The sequence below is a fragment of the Halarchaeum sp. P4 genome (assembly GCF_051195175.1).
Lineage (GTDB): Archaea > Halobacteriota > Halobacteria > Halobacteriales > Halobacteriaceae > Halarchaeum.
The window spans coordinates 167,450-184,445 of sequence record NZ_JBNTKC010000003.1; the positions used below are offsets into that span (position 1 = coordinate 167,450).

General features: G+C 66.0%; 13 protein-coding genes. 6 read left to right on the forward strand and 7 right to left on the reverse strand.

Annotated features, from left to right (window positions below; genetic code table 11):
- Window positions 1-87 precede the first annotated feature (87 nt).
- From ACQUS8_RS11895 to ACQUS8_RS11910, 4 genes are all read left to right on the forward strand, one after another.
- Window positions 88-1,137, forward strand: a complete 1,050-nt coding sequence (locus ACQUS8_RS11895; RefSeq protein WP_435101802.1) for a CNNM domain-containing protein — start codon at window positions 88-90, stop codon at window positions 1,135-1,137.
- A 122-nt stretch (window positions 1,138-1,259) separates the two neighbouring features.
- Window positions 1,260-1,745, forward strand: coding sequence for a universal stress protein (locus ACQUS8_RS11900; RefSeq protein ID WP_435101308.1), 486 nt, complete (start codon window positions 1,260-1,262; stop codon window positions 1,743-1,745).
- Window positions 1,742-3,973, forward strand: coding sequence for an amino acid permease (locus tag ACQUS8_RS11905; protein WP_435101310.1), 2,232 nt, complete (start codon window positions 1,742-1,744; stop codon window positions 3,971-3,973). Before ACQUS8_RS11900 ends, ACQUS8_RS11905 begins: the two co-directional genes overlap by 4 nt.
- 328 nt (window positions 3,974-4,301) lie before the next feature.
- The gene (locus tag ACQUS8_RS11910) at window positions 4,302-5,792 is read left to right on the forward strand and encodes a family 43 glycosylhydrolase (protein WP_435101312.1); all 1,491 of its coding nucleotides are present in this window, start codon (window positions 4,302-4,304) and stop codon (window positions 5,790-5,792) included.
- Window positions 5,793-5,913: 121 nt separating this feature from the next.
- Here the strand turns inward: ACQUS8_RS11910 and ACQUS8_RS11915 are convergent, their stop codons facing one another.
- On the reverse strand, window positions 5,914-6,264 hold the full coding sequence (locus ACQUS8_RS11915) for a hypothetical protein (RefSeq protein WP_435101314.1): 351 nt from the start codon (window positions 6,262-6,264) through the stop codon (window positions 5,914-5,916).
- 175 nt (window positions 6,265-6,439) lie between these two features.
- Between ACQUS8_RS11915 and ACQUS8_RS11920 the strand changes: the two genes are divergently transcribed.
- Window positions 6,440-6,631 (forward strand): hypothetical protein, encoded by a 192-nt coding sequence (locus ACQUS8_RS11920; protein WP_435101316.1) that lies wholly within the window; start codon window positions 6,440-6,442, stop codon window positions 6,629-6,631.
- Window positions 6,632-6,702: 71 nt separating this feature from the next.
- Here ACQUS8_RS11920 and ACQUS8_RS11925 read toward each other — a convergent pair whose 3' ends face one another.
- From ACQUS8_RS11925 to ACQUS8_RS11950, 6 genes are all read right to left on the reverse strand, one after another.
- On the reverse strand, window positions 6,703-7,239 hold the full coding sequence (locus tag ACQUS8_RS11925) for a hypothetical protein (RefSeq protein ID WP_435101318.1): 537 nt from the start codon (window positions 7,237-7,239) through the stop codon (window positions 6,703-6,705).
- Window positions 7,240-7,366: 127 nt separating this feature from the next.
- Window positions 7,367-9,976, reverse strand: a complete 2,610-nt coding sequence (locus ACQUS8_RS11930; protein ID WP_435101320.1) for a beta-glucosidase — start codon at window positions 9,974-9,976, stop codon at window positions 7,367-7,369.
- Window positions 9,977-10,129: 153 nt separating this feature from the next.
- Entirely contained in the window at window positions 10,130-11,101 is a 972-nt protein-coding gene (locus ACQUS8_RS11935; RefSeq protein ID WP_435101322.1) for an NAD-dependent epimerase/dehydratase family protein, read from the reverse strand.
- Between the two features lie 89 nt (window positions 11,102-11,190).
- On the reverse strand, window positions 11,191-12,000 hold the full coding sequence (locus ACQUS8_RS11940) for a hypothetical protein (protein WP_435101324.1): 810 nt from the start codon (window positions 11,998-12,000) through the stop codon (window positions 11,191-11,193).
- Between the two features lie 369 nt (window positions 12,001-12,369).
- Window positions 12,370-13,419, reverse strand: a complete 1,050-nt coding sequence (locus ACQUS8_RS11945) for an RNA-guided endonuclease TnpB family protein (RefSeq protein ID WP_435101326.1) — start codon at window positions 13,417-13,419, stop codon at window positions 12,370-12,372.
- A gap of 203 nt (window positions 13,420-13,622) precedes the next feature.
- A complete protein-coding gene (locus tag ACQUS8_RS11950; protein ID WP_435101328.1) occupies window positions 13,623-14,450 on the reverse strand; it encodes an SDR family NAD(P)-dependent oxidoreductase in 828 nt (275 codons plus the stop codon).
- A 105-nt stretch (window positions 14,451-14,555) separates the two neighbouring features.
- Between ACQUS8_RS11950 and ACQUS8_RS11955 the strand changes: the two genes are divergently transcribed.
- Window positions 14,556-16,703 (forward strand): alpha-L-arabinofuranosidase C-terminal domain-containing protein, encoded by a 2,148-nt coding sequence (locus ACQUS8_RS11955; protein WP_435101330.1) that lies wholly within the window; start codon window positions 14,556-14,558, stop codon window positions 16,701-16,703.
- Window positions 16,704-16,996: the final 293 nt, after the last annotated feature.

Sequence of the window (16,996 nt, forward strand, 5' to 3'; positions counted from 1 at the left end):
ACGCTGTCGACGAGACGGCGCGTCGCCCAGCCCAGGTGCCACGTCGCCCATCGCCTTTTTCCGGCCGTTCTCGGTATGTCCACCGTGATGACGCCGCTCGAAATCGGTCTCCGGATACTCGCCGGCGTCGGCCTGATTCTGGCGAACGGGTTCTTCGTCGCGATCGAGTTCGGATTGACGCGCGCTCGCCAGTTCAGCGAGGCGGAGTTCGTCGACGGCAATCCCGCCCTGGAGCGCGCGTGGGAGATGACGAACGACCTCGAAATCTACCTGACGACGTGCCAGGTCGGCATTACGGCGTCGAGTATCGCGGTCGGTATCGTCGCCGAGCCCGCGCTCGCCGCGCTCTTCGAGCCGTATTTCGCGGGGACGGCGCTCGCCACAGTCGGCGCGGGCGCGATTCTCGCGTTCGGCATCATCAACCTCCTCCATCTCACGCACGGCGAGCAGACGCCGACGTATCTCGGCGTCGAGCGCTCGCGAACCGTCTGTCGGTACGGGGCGACGCCGCTCTACTGGTTCAACTGGCTCATCTCCCCGGTCATCACGCTCGGGGACGCCATCGCGAAGGCGACGCTGAAACTCTTCGGCGTCGAGATGACCGGCGCATGGCTCGAAACCGAGGAGGACGTCCTGGAGTCGCGTGCCGACCTTCGGAACCGTCTCGACTCACTGCTCATGCGCGGCGAACTTCCCGAAGAGCGCCGCGAGGAGGTGATGAACGCACTCGACGCCGACGAACTCGCGATTAGCGAGATTATGGTGCCCGCCGACGACATCGTCTCGATATCCGTCTCAGCATCCGTCAGGGAGAACCTCGATCGAATCCAGAACAGCCCGCACACGCGCTTCCCGCTCGTCGGTGAGAGCCTCACGGACTTCCACGGTATCGTCTACGCGCCCTCGATTATCGACCACTACGAGGGCTTAAAGGACGGCACGACGTCCTTCGAGGAGATTGCGGCGCCGCCGATGACGCTCGCCGCCGACACGAGCGTCAGCGACGCCTTCGACCAGTTCCAAGCTCAGGACCAGGAAATCGCGCTCGTCCTCCGCGACGGCGACGTCGTCGGCCTGCTCACCGCGACCGACGCGCTCGAGACCGTCATGGGGAACCTCGAAGACCCGCTCGACTGACGGGTCGGCCTCGGCAACGCGAACGACCGGTCGTGCGGCGGGATAGCCGAAACACGATGGCGAGATGATACCGGCTGATCGGTATCGCATACTACTATGGCATCGAGAGAATGAACCCGGGTATGGAATCGACAGACGGCGACTCTGGGGAGTCGCTCACCGCACATCTTCTCGTTCCCGTCGCGAACCCCGAGGACGCGCGGGCGACAGCACAGGCGCTCACGAGATACGCGTTCGACCGCGTGACGGCCCTGCACGTCGTCGAGAAGGGCGAGGGCGTGCCGGACAAGACGCCGGTCGAACAGTCCGAGGAGTTGGCGGCGGACGCGTTCGCGGCGTTCCGAGAGGTCTGCCCCGACGCCGACGACCACGTCGCCTATCGACGTGACGTCGTGGCCGCGATTCAGGACGTCGCGGACGACCTCGACGCGAGCGCCGTCGCGTTCCGTCCGCGCGGCGGGAGCCGACTCACGCAGTTCCTGTCTGGCGACGTCGCACTTCGTCTCGTCACCGAGCTCGACCGGCCGGTCGTCTCGCTCCCCGATGTGGACGACGACGGTCGTGACGGAGCGAGCGGAGAGACGACTGCGGACGACTCCGAAGCATGAGCGAGGACCAAGAGCTCGCGAAGGACCTCGGGCCGCTGGCGGCGCTGACCATCGGAGTCGGGACGATGATCGGCGCCGGTATCTTCGTCCTCCCGGGGACGGCGATTACCCGCGCGGGCTGGCACGCGGTCGTCTCGTTCGTTCTCGGCGGCGGCATCGCGCTGCTAACCGCGCTGTCCGCGAGCGAACTGGGGACGGCGATGCCGAAGTCCGGGGGCGCGTACTACTACGTCAATCGCGCGCTCGGCCCGCTCTTCGGGAGTGTCGCGGGCTGGTCGAACTGGCTCGGACTCGCGTTCGCCAGCGCGTTCTACATGGCCGGGTTCGGCCAGTACATCGCGAACATCATCGGCGTCAGCGGCGCCATCGCGCTGGGGCCGCTCTCGATGTCGTGGGTGCAGCTGATCGCGCTGCTCGGCGCGGCCTTCTTCGTCATGGTGAATTACGTCGGCGCGAAGGAGACGGGGCGCCTCCAGAACGTCATCGTCATCCTCCTCGTGGCGATCCTCGCCGTCTTCACGGTCGCGGGCTCGCTCCGTGCCGACCCCGCGAACCTCCCTGCGGGGAAGGGGCTGTCGCCGATGCTCACGACGACGGGCCTCATCTTCGTCTCCTACCTCGGCTTCGTCCAGATCACGAGCGTCGCCGAGGAGATCCAGAACCCCGGGAAGAACCTCCCGCGCGCAGTCATTGGGAGCGTCCTCCTCGTGACGGTCATCTACGCGCTCGTCCTGATCGTGATGGCGGCGGCCGTCGAGCGCGGCTTCATCGCCGGTCTCGGTCCGGACGAGATCGCCGTCGTCGAAGTCGGCCGACTCATCCTCGGGCCGGCAGGTGCGGTCGCACTCGTCATCGGCGGCCTGCTCGCGACTGCCTCCAGTGCGAACGCGAGTATTCTCGCGTCCTCGCGAATCAACTTCGCGATGGGCCGGGACAGCATCGTCACGCCCGACCTCAACGAGGTGCATCCGCGCTTCGGCACGCCGTATCGCTCGATCGCGCTGACCGGGGGGTTCATCCTCGCGTTCATCCTGCTGGCGGACGTCAACACGCTCGCCACACTCGGCAGCGTCCTCCATCTCGTGATTTACGGGCTGTTGAACATCGCACTCATCGTGATGCGCGAGAGCGACGTCGAAGGATACGACCCGGACTTTCAGGTGCCGCTCTACCCGATTACGCCGATTGTCGGTGCGCTCGTGTCGTTCGCACTCATCGTCTTCATCGAGCCGTTCGTCATCCTCCTCGGGCTGGCGATTACCGTCGGTGCGGTCGTGTGGTATCTCGGCTACGCGCGAAGCCGGACGACCCACACCGGTGCGCTCTCCGAGTACATCCTCGCGCGCCGCGAGGCGATGCCGGACGCCGCGGTCTCGGCCGCGGCCGGCGTCCAGCCGGAGGGCGGCCGGTATCGCGTGCTAGTGCCGCTGGCGAACCCGGAGCACGAAAAACAGCTGATCACGCTCGCGAGCGCCGCCGCCAAACAACGTGATGGAATCGTCGAAGCCGTCCACATCGTCACCGTGCCCGACCAGACGTCGCTCGAGTACGCCGCAGAGCACCCCGAGACGGTCGAGGCGGGCCACCGCGACATCCTCGAGGACGCGCGTCGCGACGCCGAGACGTTCGGCGTCGACGTCGAGACGAAGACGGTCTTCTCGCATCAGGCGTACGAGGAGATCTTCGACGTGGCCGAATCCCATCACGCCGACCTCGTGGTGATGGGGTGGGGGCCGGACGCACACCGGTCGCCCGGGCGTGCGGAGAGCGGGTTGGACGACCTCTCGACCCGGCTCCCGTGTGACTTCCTGCTGCTCAAGGACCGGGGCTTCGACCCGGACCGGGTCCTCGTGCCGACCGCCGGCGGACCGGACTCCGACCTCTCCGCGGAAGTCGCCACGATGCTGCGGGAGGAGTACGACGCCGACGTGACGCTCCTCCACGTCGCCGACGACGTCGATGCCGGCGAGACGTTCCTCAAGGCGTGGGCGGCCGACCACGGCCTCGACGACGCGTCCCGCCGTGTCGTCTCGGGCGACGTCGAGGACGCCATCGAGGACGCCGCGGCCGACCACTCGCTCGTCATCCTGGGCGCGACCGAGCAGGGACTCGTCCCGCGACTGCTCCGTGGCTCGGTCGTCACGGACGTCACGGAGGACATCGACTGTTCGGTGCTGCTCGCCGAACGGCCACACGAGCGCAGCCTCATCGAACGGCTGTTCGGGTAACAGACAGTCTCACACCCGGTTTCACGCCCTGTACGGTTACAGAAGACGGCTGTTGGCGTTCGCGTGACGGATTCCCGGCGCGAACGTCGGGGGCGTTCTACGGCCGATACACAGGCAGCGCCAGTGCCCCCTCCGACGCCTCAAAATGTAAGACTTGCTACGATCTGCCCGGCGGGCGACCGGCAAGGAGTCGCCGCGTGACGCGGTTCCGAGGGCCTCACGCGCCGGTCCGGCTTCTGTTCGTGGGCTGCCGACTGAACTACTGTTCTTGCATCCCGAACTTCTATAACGGAAAATAATTTACTACATGCCCACGACCACTAGTCGCATGCCTGACAACCACGGCAGCGAGCAGGTCGATCGGCGAAGTATCCTCAAAACAATCGGTGCAGGAACTCTCGCGGCGGCCGGCGGACTCGGCATCAGCAACACTGTCTCAGCCGACTCAAGTTCCGAACATTACCACAACCCCGTCGGACCGGTCGGGTTCGGCGACGTCTCCGTCATTCAGGACGGCGACACCTACTACGCCTACGGGACCGAAACGCCGAACGACATCGTTCCCGTCGCCGAATCGACGAACCTCGTCGACTGGACGTACACCCACTCCGCGCTCGACAGCTATCCAGACTGGCGAAGCGACGACGCGGGCGTCTGGGCGCCGGACATCAACTACTACAACGGCCAGTATCACCTCTACTACTCCTACTCGAAGTGGGGGAGTAGCGACAACCCCGGCATCGGGCTGGCGACTGCCGCCAACCCCGACGACACGTTCACCGACCAGGGGCCGGTCTTCCGCGCCAACGACCTCGGGATGACCAACTGCATCGACGCCGAGTTCCGCGTCGTCGACGGCACACCCTACATGATCTGGGGAAGCTGGTACGGGATCTACGGCGTCCAACTCACCAGCGACGGCGCCGACTACGTCTCCGGGACGACCTTCCACCTCGCCGGCGACAAACGCGAAGGGCCGATGATCGTCGAGGAGAACGGCTACTACTACCTCTTCTACTCGACCGGCCACTGCTGTGAGGGCTCCGACAGCACCTACGAGGTCGAAGTCGGCCGCGCCGAGAGCCTCCAAGGACCCTACTACAACCGCGAGGGGACGGACCTGCGCGACCTGAACAGCCACCACAGCGGCGTCGCAGTGCTCTCGAGCGACTCCCAGTTCACCGGCCCCGGACACAACGACGCGATTCAGGACGCGAACGGCGACTGGTGGATGGTGTATCACGTCGAGGCGACGTCGAGCGACGAGACGCGCTACATGATGCTCGATCGCATCCAGTGGACCGACGACGACTGGCCCGTCGTCGCGCGCACCGGCACGCCGAGTTCGCAGAGTCCGCGCCCGAACCGCTCGAGCTACGACCGCGGCGCGCTCCCGGACGGTACCTATCACGTCCGGAACGTCCACAGCGGTCGCCTCATGGAGGTCGCCGGCGCCTCGACGAGCGACGGCGCGAACGTCCAGCAGTACACGGACACCGGGAACACGTGTCAGGACTGGTCCGTGAGCGCGAACGGCGACGGCACGTACACGATTTCGAACGTCAACAGCGGCAAACTCCTCGAAGTCGCCGGCGCCTCAACGAGCGACGGCGCGAACATCCAGCAGTACGCCGACACCGGGAGCAGCTGTCAGGACTGGGTCATCGAGGACGTCGGCAACGGCCAGTTCCGCCTCACCAACGCCAACAGCGGCAAGGTCGCCGAGGTCGCCAACGCCGGCACTGCCAACGGCGACAACGTCCAGCAGTGGACGGACAACGGCGGCGCCCACCAGCTCTGGACGTTCACCCAGGTCTAAGGCCGGAACGCGGCGGTTTTCTTCGTTCTGGGCACTAAAGACCGCGCTCTCGGTCGGTGGGTGTGTTCGCGCCGGCCACCGAGTGACGTTCTGGGCTGACAGCCCGTCACCACCGACACCACTATTCCGCTCCGTCGGTCTCTGCCGTCGCGTCGTCCGTGGACTGCCGCCGTCGACGAACGTCGCGGAGGACGTTTTCGAGCGTCTCGTCGTCGATCTGCTGTAGCTCGTCCACGAGCTCGCCGAGTCGATGCTGCCGCTCGACGATTTCCGGGTCGCCCGCGTCCGTCTCGATGGCCGTCACCGCGACGTGGCGGTCTTCGCTCCAGCCACACGTCCAACACTGATGCGTGAACACGACGTGGTCGCCTTCTTCGACGCCGGTCAGCGCGTCAACGAGTTGCGTCGACGGCGCCCATCCCGGCCCCATCTCCTGCGAGACCTGCGAACTACCGCAGTCCGGACACTCCATACCTGCAAATCGGACCCCACGACCGTAAACTAATCACTCTACCTACCGGAGAGCGGACCGAATCGATTAGTACCACGACTCCGACGCCAGCCGCCAATTCGAGACGCGACGGACCGGTCGGTGTACGTCTGCGGCGTTCCAGAAGACCTATTCGGGGAAGCGCGCTCGTGTACACATGAACCGCCCCGTGCTCCGCGCCGCGCTCTGTCTACTGGTCGGCAGTTTCACGGGGCAGATGCTCGGTCCGTTGTTCGCCCCCGACCCGACGGGGTTCCGTGCCACGGCCTTGACGGTCGGTATCACTGCCGTCGTCGGTTTCGTCCTCTATCGCTCCGACTGGCTGCAAAGCTGGCAGCGAGACGAGTAGGCCACCGGGGCGACCGCCGACGTGCGCGGCGTCGAGAACGGCGAGGGTGTTCGAGACGAGGACCGCACGGGTCAGGTGAGTCGAAAGAGCGCAAGACACCGGAGCCAGTCGTCGCCATCAGGGTTGGGGACGCCGATGCTGGCGGTATAGGTGCCAGGGTCGATGAGGAACCTGTCGTTGATGAAGCCGACGACGTCCGCGAAGGTCCACGTTTGGGTCTCGCCGGGGTCGAGGACGACGCGGCCGTCGCCGGCAATGCGTTTCTCGACCGGCGTCCACGCCGCGCCGTCCTGCTGTACGACCGACCACTGATACGGGTTGAACTCGAGCGCGCTCGCCGAGTCATTGTGGAGGGTGAGCTCGACTCCCGTCGCGGCATCGGCCGTCGACGCCGACGGCAGGAGGTAGACGCTCGCGGAATCCGTATCGACGGTGTGTGAGCAGACGATCGGCTCGGCGTGCCGGTCGTGCGGCGGGCAGTCGTACGCGGAGAGCGGGCGGGCAGTCGTCGTTGACCCGGTTTTCGCGGCGTCGGACTGCCGAATCGTACAGCCCGCACCCCCGGCCAGTGCGGCACACACGCCGGCGACGAACAGTCGTCGCTCCATACGCGGACGCACGGCGCCACGCACTAAGAGGCTGGCCGAGACGAAAGTGCGTGTTTGACCGCGCCGGAGAATTCGGTTCGGGGACAGCGCCGTCGCGACCGCGAAAAAGGAGGACGCGTGACCGTGGTCAGTCGTCGGCGTGGCCGGGCGCGGAGTCGGAGCGGCCGCGTCCCGCGCTCGGGCTGCGGACTTCGATGTCCTCGGAGAGGCGGATGTCGCGCGAGGAGCTGCCGACGAGGATGTCGAACGCGCCGTCCTCGACGGTCCACCCCTCGTCGGGGTGGAAGAACTCGAAGGCGTCCTCAGCGAGTTCGAAGGTGACGGTCGTCCGCTCGCCGGGTTCGAGGTGGACTTTCTCGAAGGCCTTCAGCTCCTTCGGCGGGCGCTCGACGCTCGCCTCGGTGTCATGGACATAGAGCTGAACGGTCTCAGCACCAGCGCGCTCGCCCGTGTTGGTGACCTGGAGCTTCGCCTTCACCGTCTTCTTCTGCGTGTTCTTCACCTTCGGCGTGACGCGGAGGTTCTCGTAGGCGAACTCCGTGTAGGACTCGCCGTGGCCGAACGGGAAGACCGGCTCGACGTCGTGCTCGTCGAAGTGCCGATACCCCACGAACACCCCTTCGTCGTAGTAGACCGTGCCGTCGATACCCGGATAGCCGCGCGCGCCGTCGGGGAGCGACGTCACCTCCTGCGGGAGGTAGTCCTCGAGGGTCGCACCGTACGTGACCGGCGTCTTCCCCGAGGGGGTGACCTCGCCGAAGAGGATGTTGGCGATGGCGCGCCCGCCCTCCTGGCCGGGGAACCAGACCTGGAGGATGGCCGGGACGTCATCGACCCACGGGAGTTCGACCGGCGCCTCCGTGTTGAGCAGGAGCACCGTGTCGTCGTTCGCCTCGGCGACGGCCTCGACGAGTGCCGGCTGGTTGCCCGGTAGGGCGTACTCGTGGCGGTCGTCGCCGTAGAAGGTGTCCGTCTGTGCGAGCACGAGCGCGACGTCGGCGGACTCGGCGGCCTCGACGGCGTCCGCGATGGCCTCCGGCGGGTTCCACGAGAGGGAGGCGGGACCGCCCGCGGCCTCGACGCGAATCTCGTAGGTCTCGCCGGCCTCGAGTTCGAGGCTCGCCTCCTCGGTCTTCGGGCCGAAGAAGCCGCCACCCTCGCTGCGGATGACCGGTTCGCCGTCAACGTAGAGCCGGCCCGGACCTTGGCTGGTCACCGAGACGCCGTACGTGCCCGTGCTGGGCGCGGTGAGCGTGCCGGTCCAGCGCACGGAGTCCGCATCGAGGCTGGTGAGTTCGCCGCCGGTGAGGTCGACTTGTTCCTCGACGCGCGTCTTGAGGGGACTACCCGACCAGTCCTCGCTCGCGAAGTATTCGGCGGTGAGCCCGGAGCCGTCGCCCGACGCGGGCGTGAGGTGCTCGGACTCGACGAGGCGCGAGCGGTCGGTCGAGACGGTGGTGACGGTGACGTCGTCGCCGGCGACGGCCTCGAGACCCTCGACGGGGCTGATGCGGCGGATGGCGTTGATGTGGTCGCTGCCGCCGACACTCGTCTTGAACCCGTCCGGGTTCGGACCGACGAGCGCGATTTCGTCGATTTCGTCGCCGTCGAGCGGGAGGAGGTCGTCCTCGTTCTGGAGGAGGACGGTGCCCTCCTCGGCGATCTGCTGGGCGAGCTCGAAGTGCTCCTCGGTGCCGCGAACCGGCTCGGAGCCCTCACGCTCGCCGCCGAGCGCGCCGATCTCCTGCTGGGAGGTGAGGCCGCGCTCGACCATCTCGTCGACGACCGACTCCTCGAGGTCGCCGTTCCGGACGGCCTCCTTCAGCGAGTCGCCGAAGTAGTTCGCGGACGGCATTTCGACGTCGAGGCCGTTCTGCGCGGCCTTGGCGGTGCTGTGGGTGCCGCCCCAGTCGGAGACGACGAAGCCGTCGAAGTCCCACTCGCCCTTGAGGACGTCGCGGAGGAGTTCGGCGTTCTCGCTGCAGAACGTCCCGTTGATCTTGTTGTACGCGGGCATGACCGCGCCGGCGTTGCCTTCGGTGACGGCGGCCTTGAACGGCTGGTAGTAGAGTTCGCGGCGGGCGCGCTCGCCGACCCGGACGTCGTGCTCGGAGTAGGAGAAGTAGTCGAGGACGGGGCCGGTGGTGCTGGCCTGGTTGTAGCAGACGAAGTGTTTGAGCGTCGCGATAACGCCTTCGTCCTGGACGGCGCCCGTGTAGGACTTGGCCATCTCGGCGGCGAGGTGCGGGTCTTCGCCGTAGGTTTCGCCGTGGCGGGCGTGCAGGGGGACGCGCGCCATGTCCATCGACGGCGCGAGGAGAACCTCAACGCCGCCGGATTTCGCCTCGCGTGCGATGGCGCGACCTTCCTGCGTTGCGAGGTCGGGGTTGAACGTCGCCGCCGTCGCGATCGGATGCGGGAAGTCCGTCGTCGGCTCGCCGAGCGACGCGCCGGGCGGGCCGTCCGCCATATTCAACTGCGGGACGTCGAGGGTCGAGACGGACTGAATGCTCCCAGCGATACCGTCCGGACCGACGTCGGCACCGTGCGTCCGGCTCACCTTCTCCTCAAGGGACATCTGCTCGACGAGCGTCTCGACGTCCTCGGCGGCCGCGACGTCCACGCTCCCGAACAGCGTCCCGCCGACCGCGAGTGCCCCAGTCGCCTGCAGGAACGTCCGCCGTGACGTCCCACCGCTCTCCACCACTTCTTCGTGCTCTTCGGTATCCTCTGTCACACCCTAATCGTTCACTCTGTTCTGTATAAACATTATGATTATCTAGAATTAGTGTAACTCCGTTGATCCGAGAGGGTGTACACGGCCCCACAAATCGACCGCGTCGGCCGAGGCCCGTGCGACGGATTCGGAGGCCGTCGAGCGGCGGTCGGCCTACCCGTCGACGTCGATTTCGCCGGCCTCGATGAGCGCCTCGACCGCCTCACGGGTCGCTTCGAGCGACGTGTAGCGTGGCTCGTACCCGAGTTCCTCGCGTGCCTTCCGGATGCTCGCGTTCGGACTGTAGCGGATGTGCTCCTCGGTGGCGTCGACGGCGTCAGAGTCGTATTCGGGCCGCTCGGCCCACTCCTCGAACGGCAGATAGGTGAGGTCGGCGTCCCGTCCGAACCAGCCGGCGACGGCCTCGGCGTAGCCACGGAGCGTGAGCGCGCGCGGCGAGACGACGTGGAAGGCCTCGCCGACGGCCGCCGACCAGTTCTCGAGCGCGCGCTGAAAGCCCTGTGCGACGTCGTCGGCGTGGACGTGGTGGACGGTTTCGAGCCCGAAGTTCGGGAGCGCGACTTCCTCGCCCTGTGCGAGACGCGCGAACACGTCCGTGTCGAAGTTGCCGGCCGGGTTGAGGGGTGCCCAGCCGGGCCCGACGATGTGCCCCGGGTGGAGGACGGTCGCCGGGAAGTCGGTGCGCCGCGCTTCGTCCAGCAGGTACTCCTCGATGTCCGCCTTCTTCCGCCCGTACTCACCGAGCGGCCGGCGCGTCCGCGGCTCGTCCTCGGTGGTCGGCACGACGTCGCTCGGGCCGTGCACCCAGACCGTCCCGCAGTGCAGCAGGTGTCGGACCTCGCCCCGGAGCGACTCGACGAGCGCGCGGGCACTCTCCGGTTCGAAGCAGATGAGGTCGACGACGGCGTCCGGGTCGGTCCGCAGGATCTCGTCGCCGAACTCGCCGCGCTCCTCGGCGGCGTCCCGGTCGAGCGTGACCGACTCGACGTCCGCCCACGCCCCGTCGTCCCGATAGGGGTCGCGCTCCCCGCGACTGACGGCGACGACGTCGTGGCCGGCCCGCACGAGTCGCGGCACGAGATAGGTGCCGATGTGTCCAGTGGCGCCGATGACGGTGACACGCATAGATATCGTGTGGATAGTCAACACGAAAAGGGTTCGTGTACCCCGCAGGTCGTTCCGACGCTCGGCGCGTCGCGACGCGAACGGGGTGCCTACGTCGCCGCGTCGTCCAGGAACTCCCGCTTGATGCGCCGGGCTTCCGGGCCCTCCGCGACGATTGCCGGTGTGTGGGTCGCGTCGTCGAACCGGTCGGGAGAGGGAGCGACGGCGTCGAGGACCTCCGTGAAAACCTGGCCGTGGCGGCCGGTGATGTGGACGAAGCCGCCGTACCGGCGTTCGTCCGTGGGAGTCGTCTCCGGGTCGGGGAAGACAGCGGGGATACAGTCGATACGCTCGCGGAGGTAACACGCGGCCTCGTGCTGTGAGTACCGGCAGTCCGCGTAATACTGCTCCTGACCGCGCCTGTCGAGGTCGGTGTCGGCGTGCACGGCCGACTCGTATCGAACACCCTCCCCAGTGACGACGCCGGTGTGGAAGCCGAGGTTGACCGTGAAGCAGTCCGGGTAGCGGAGGACGAGGAAGACCGAGACCTGTTCGTCGACCGTGTAGCGTTCCTGGAGGCGAAAGTCGCACTCGAGGTAGTAGGCGGCGAGCGCGCCGACCCGGTCGTCACGCTCGCCGTCGAGATACGCGGCCGCGGCGTCGTAGTAGTCCTCGCCAGCCACCTGCTGGAGATGGGCCGTGAAGCACTGCTGCAACCCCGCCTGCTCGTGCTCGTAGGCCTCCGCCACCGGAACGTCCGGGTCGTCGAGCAACTCGCACTTTCGCTCCTCGATTTCGGCCGTCCGACACATCTCCTCGCGACAGTGCTGCTCCGCCTCGGCATCGGGCAGCGGGATGCGAACCGCCCGCCCCTGTAGGAGCGAGTGTCCGTCCCGTAGCCGTTCGTTCAACGCGCTCATCTACCGGCATCGTACCACTGAACGCTCTTAACGTAGTAGGGATGTCAGCAAAAGTATCCGCTCGGCCGGGCGCCGTTCACGCGACGAGCCCTGTTCGTTTATGGCGTTCGGTGGCACAGGCGTGTTTGACATCCTCCCGCGCCTAAAGACGCGGGAATCCACGAAGTGGATATTCAGGTTGCGCGTTTCCTCGGGGTTCAAGTACGCTTTCGCGTGACCCGTCGAAGGTTGCCACCGAGTTGTGACCAACGGTGTGCGTTACAGCGCGTACAGCCCTGTCAATGGGGCCTTCCTCCCCGCAATCTGCGGGCGTCGAAGACGGCTGGGTATTCAACCAGCGAGGGAGCACGGGTCGCGTCAGCCGAACTGTTACGCCGTGCATGGTTCTCCCTCCCGTTGTGCAATATTCTCTGAAGCGTTCAGGTCGGCATGGCGTCCACGACCACAACTCGAACACGAAAAGTGGTCGCCATCACGGGTTCCCATCGAACCACATGCCGAACACTCCTGACTGGTCTGGTAGGCGTCAATCTTCTCGACGCGGATCCCAGCCCGCTCGGCTTTGTACGTGATGAAATGTTGGAGTTGGTGGAAATGCCACGAGTGGACGCCCGACCATGAACTGTTCTCGCGAATGCCTTCGAGGTCTTCCAGTTTGATAACTGGGTCTTCGAACTGTTCCGCGAACGTGATGAGGCGACGGGAGAGTGTGTGGTTCAAGTCCTTGATTCGACGCTGTTCTTTGTTACCCACACGGTTACGTGCGCGAAGCGCACCCGCTTCCGAAAGCGACTCGCGTAGGGAACGATATTTGCGCCGAACGTACTTCGCCTCACCACCCGATACTAGCATCGACTCGTCTTCACCGTAGGCCGTCGCTGCGAGGATATGCCGCTCGCCAATATCGACACCGATAGGTGTCTCACCTGATGTGTCTGCGTCGTACTTGATATTGAACGTGCAGAACCAGTCGTCTCCGCGACGATAGACCTGTAGACGGGTCTTATCAGCATCCCCTTCGACCAGTCGGTCTACAGGGTCGGCAATGTCATCGTACACGTCGATAGGCGTGTACCACCATTGGGAGATGCACGGGAAACCGACGACGACAGTATCGTTCTCGGTCGTGTCGATGTCCCAGTTCTGGTTATTGACAGCGAATGGGTGACTCTCTCGGTAGCGAACCTCTCTGTCCTTGTTGTGGTCGGCTTTCGCCTCTCGGATGGCTTGGTTCTGGATGGCCGAGTAGAGGTCGTTGTCGATGCTGGCTGTGGTCACGGATTTATCAAAGTCGCCGTTCTCCCATCCATCAATACAGAACTGCTTGGTGTTGCGGTAGAGTCGAGTGGCGTGTTGCCACTCTTTGCGCCGTGAGAGGGATGGGTTGTGGAACTTCGCGGTGATAGTCACCGTGACCATTACAAATGTAATTGAGTACGCTATCTTAAGAAACAATTGGAATATCGGACCGTGCTATCGTCGGTGGCTGGTGAAGATTATTGTCGGATTCATCCTGACCCTAAAGGGTCAGGCATTCTCCTTGAATCTCTGTAATCACGCCCGTCTCGAAGCGGGCGAACCCATCGGGTGGGGAAGGGGCAACCGGAGAAGCGGGAGGTCGGTCAGACGACGTGGTAGCCGCCGTCGACGTAGAGGAGGTGGCCGGTGACGTATTCGGCGTCGTCCCCGGCGAGGAAGAGGTACGCGCCCGCGAGGTCCTCGGGCGTGCCGAGGCGGTCCATCGGGATGTTCCAGTTCGGCTCCGTCGTGTTCGGGTCAGGGAGGTCGGCGTCGTCGACGATGAAGGTTTCCTCGCGCTCGCCGCCGATATCGGGGTTGCCCTCGCCGAACGTCGTCTCGATGATGCCGGGCGCGACGGCGTTCACGCGGATACCGTAGGGGGCGAGTTCGGTCGCGGCGACGCGCGTGAGCATCATCACCGCGCCCTTCGAGGCATCGTACATCGAGTGGCCAGTCTGTGCGTACTCGGAGCTGATGGAGGCGGTGTTCACGATACTCCCCGAGACGCCGCGGTCGAGCATGTCGCGGGCGGCCGCCCGACAGCCGGCGAAGACGCCGCCGACGTTGATGTCGAGCACCTGGTCGAAGGCGGCGCTCTCCGTCTCGGTAATGGCGGCCTCCCGATAGATGCCGGCGTTGTTCACCATGACGTCGACGCCACCGAACTCGCGGGCGGCCTCCACGACGGCCGCGACCTGGTCGGGGTCGGAGACGTCCGTCTCAACGAACTCCGCCTCGCCGCCGGCGTCCTCGATGAGTTCGTGGGTCGGCGTCGAGAGATCGTCCTCCTTCGGCGTCTCGCGGAGGTCGGCGTTGATGACGGTCGCGCCCGCCTCGCCGAAGCGGCGCGCGACCTCGCGGCCGATGCCGGAAGTCGCGCCGGTCACGATGACTGTGTCGTCCGAATAGTTGTGAGTCGTCTGTCCCATACGCTCTCTGTTGACAGGATGCACTTAGGGGTTCCCATAGACATCACGAACGTCCGTGATGGTAGGCGAACCTATTTGTGTCGGTTCGTCGACAGCGTCGGACGGATGCAGTCACTGACGACACACGAGCCGTCGGACGACGGCGAGGCGACCGTCCGCGTCGACACCGCGGCCGACGACGGCCAGCACGTCGACCCGAAGCTCTTCGGGAAGTTCGGCGAACACCTCTACATGGTCGGGATGGACGAGGCGTTCAACGCGAAGAACGCCTTCGAGGCACAGGCGCTCCACAACGCGACGTTCGCGGGCTGGAAGTTCCAGCGGCACGGGAACGCCGTTGATGGCGGCCGCCCGGCCGTCCATGACCCGGACGTCATCGAGGAGCGCATCGAGGGCTACGTCGACGTCCACGACTTCCCGGAGGCCGAGCGCCTCCACGACGCCTATCGCGACGGCACCGCACTCTGGTGGTTCCCGGTCGGCGATGAGGACGCCGTCCGGACGAGCCCCGACGTCGGGACCGCTGGCGACCGCGCCCAGCGCCTCGAAATCGACGCGCCGGCCGAGGCGAGCGGCCTCGGACAGTGGTGTTACCTCCCACTCCATCGGACGACCGGCTTCGAGGGAACACTCACGGCGCGCGGCGTCGACCCGGCGACCCTCTCGGTCGCACTCCACGAAGTCGAGGCCGACGGCACGCTCGGCGAGGAACTCGCGGCGACGACCATCGACGTCGGTGAGACGTACGAAACGGTCGCGTTCGAACTCGACCTCCCCGACGACGTCGACGACTCGGCGGACGCTCTCTACGCGTGCAGCGTGACGGCCGCGGAGACCGCGCACGTCGTCCTCGATCGACTCCTGCTCTACCCGGACGACCACGTCGACACCGCCGACCCCGAACTCGTCGAGTTACTCCGCGACGCCGACCTCCCGCTCATGCGCTGGCCGGGCGGGAACTTCGTCTCCGGCTACGACTGGCGCGACGGCGTCGGCCCAATCGAGGAGCGCCCGACGAAACCGAACCCGGCGTGGGACGGCGTCGAGTCGAACCTCTTCGGCACCCACGAGTTCATCCAGTTCTGCGAGGCCGTCGGCTGCGAGCCGATGATTTGCCTGAACGCCGGGAGCGGCACCGCCGAGGACGCCGCGAAGTGGGTGGAGTACTGCAACGGCGACCCCGATGAGACCGAAATGGGCGCGCTCCGCGCCGAACACGGCCACCCCGAACCCTACGACGTCACCTACTGGGAGATCGGGAACGAGATTTACGGGGAGTGGCAGGTCTCGTGGACGACGCCGGAGGGGAACGCGGACCGCTTCGAGCGCTTCCGGGAGGCGATGACCGCCGTCGACGACTCCATCGAGTGTCTGGCCTGCGGGAACCGCCTCACCGACTGGAACGAGCCACTCCTCGAGCGCGTCCCCGAACAGGTTCGATGGATCACCGACCACGTCCTCATCGGGAGCGGCGTCGGCCCCGAGGACGACTCCGAGGAACTGTTCAACGCCTACATGGCGCTCGCGTCGTCCGTGATGGACGAGTACGACGAGCTCGAAGCACGGATGCGCGCCGCCGGAATTGACGACCCGAAGCTCGCGCTGACGGAACTGCAGTTCTTCGCGTTCCCCGAGGAGGAGGACGTGCAGGTGCCGACGAGCGCGTCGATCTCGGAGGCGCTCTACGCGGCGACGTTCGTCCACGAGGCGATTCGCTCCGAGGGATTCGTGGAGATGATCACGCACTCCGGCCTCGGGAATCATGGTGGGGGTATCCAGAAGCACAAGGAGCGCGTCTGGGGCCACCCCTGCCACTACTACCACGGAATGGGGTCGGCGCTCTTCGACGGCGAGGCGCTCCCCGTCTCGCTCGCGTGCCCGACGTACGACACCGAGACGGCGTTCGCGACCGACACGAACCGCTGGATGGGCCAACTCGACCCGGTGGACGGCGCGCCGGCGCTCGACCCGATGGCGGTTCGCACGGCCGACGACGGCGACGTGGTCGTCGACCTGATTCACCGCGACGTCACCGCGGGCCCGATCGAGACGACGATTGAACTTGATGGGTCGTTCGAGGCGGCGTCGGCGACGACGACGGTGCTCTCCGGCCCCGAGATGGACGCGGAGAACACCTTCGAGAACCCCGAGAACGTCACGCCGACCGAGTCTGCGCTCGCCGTCGACGACGATACGGCGACCGTTACGGTCGACCCACTGTCCATCACGCGCGTGACCTTCCACGAGGCGTGAGCGGCGGGCCGACCACACTGGGGTAGCCACATCGTCCCGCGAGGACGGCGACGCCGTCGCGTAGGTGGAGTGGCCCGCGACGGTATCGCCCCTCGCCGCTCGACTGCCTAAACCAGCAACACATGTCGTCTGTTCAGTCAGACTGTTCAGTATTACTGCTTAGAGATACTACGCAGAATATAGTGCCGGCGCGATGAACCTCGTAGAGAGACCGTAGATTGGCGGCTCGAGCTGACGCTCTCCTCCTGCTCGTCGACACAATACGGAACATGACGTGCCAAACGACTACACGA

What these genes read in the sequence shown, in the direction of transcription:
- ACQUS8_RS11925 (WP_435101318.1), bottom strand. Translation starts at nt 7,239, where the DNA reads ATGGAGCGACGACTGTTCGTCGCCGGCGTGTGTGCCGCACTGGCCGGG.
- ACQUS8_RS11910 (WP_435101312.1), top strand. Translation starts at nt 4,302, where the DNA reads ATGCCTGACAACCACGGCAGCGAGCAGGTCGATCGGCGAAGTATCCTC.
- ACQUS8_RS11945 (WP_435101326.1), bottom strand. Translation starts at nt 13,419, where the DNA reads ATGGTCACGGTGACTATCACCGCGAAGTTCCACAACCCATCCCTCTCA.
- ACQUS8_RS11895 (WP_435101802.1), top strand. Translation starts at nt 88, where the DNA reads ATGACGCCGCTCGAAATCGGTCTCCGGATACTCGCCGGCGTCGGCCTG.
- ACQUS8_RS11940 (WP_435101324.1), bottom strand. Translation starts at nt 12,000, where the DNA reads ATGAGCGCGTTGAACGAACGGCTACGGGACGGACACTCGCTCCTACAG.
- ACQUS8_RS11905 (WP_435101310.1), top strand. Translation starts at nt 1,742, where the DNA reads ATGAGCGAGGACCAAGAGCTCGCGAAGGACCTCGGGCCGCTGGCGGCG.
- ACQUS8_RS11900 (WP_435101308.1), top strand. Translation starts at nt 1,260, where the DNA reads ATGGAATCGACAGACGGCGACTCTGGGGAGTCGCTCACCGCACATCTT.
- ACQUS8_RS11955 (WP_435101330.1), top strand. Translation starts at nt 14,556, where the DNA reads ATGCAGTCACTGACGACACACGAGCCGTCGGACGACGGCGAGGCGACC.
- ACQUS8_RS11950 (WP_435101328.1), bottom strand. Translation starts at nt 14,450, where the DNA reads ATGGGACAGACGACTCACAACTATTCGGACGACACAGTCATCGTGACC.
- ACQUS8_RS11935 (WP_435101322.1), bottom strand. Translation starts at nt 11,101, where the DNA reads ATGCGTGTCACCGTCATCGGCGCCACTGGACACATCGGCACCTATCTC.
- ACQUS8_RS11915 (WP_435101314.1), bottom strand. Translation starts at nt 6,264, where the DNA reads ATGGAGTGTCCGGACTGCGGTAGTTCGCAGGTCTCGCAGGAGATGGGG.
- ACQUS8_RS11920 (WP_435101316.1), top strand. Translation starts at nt 6,440, where the DNA reads ATGAACCGCCCCGTGCTCCGCGCCGCGCTCTGTCTACTGGTCGGCAGT.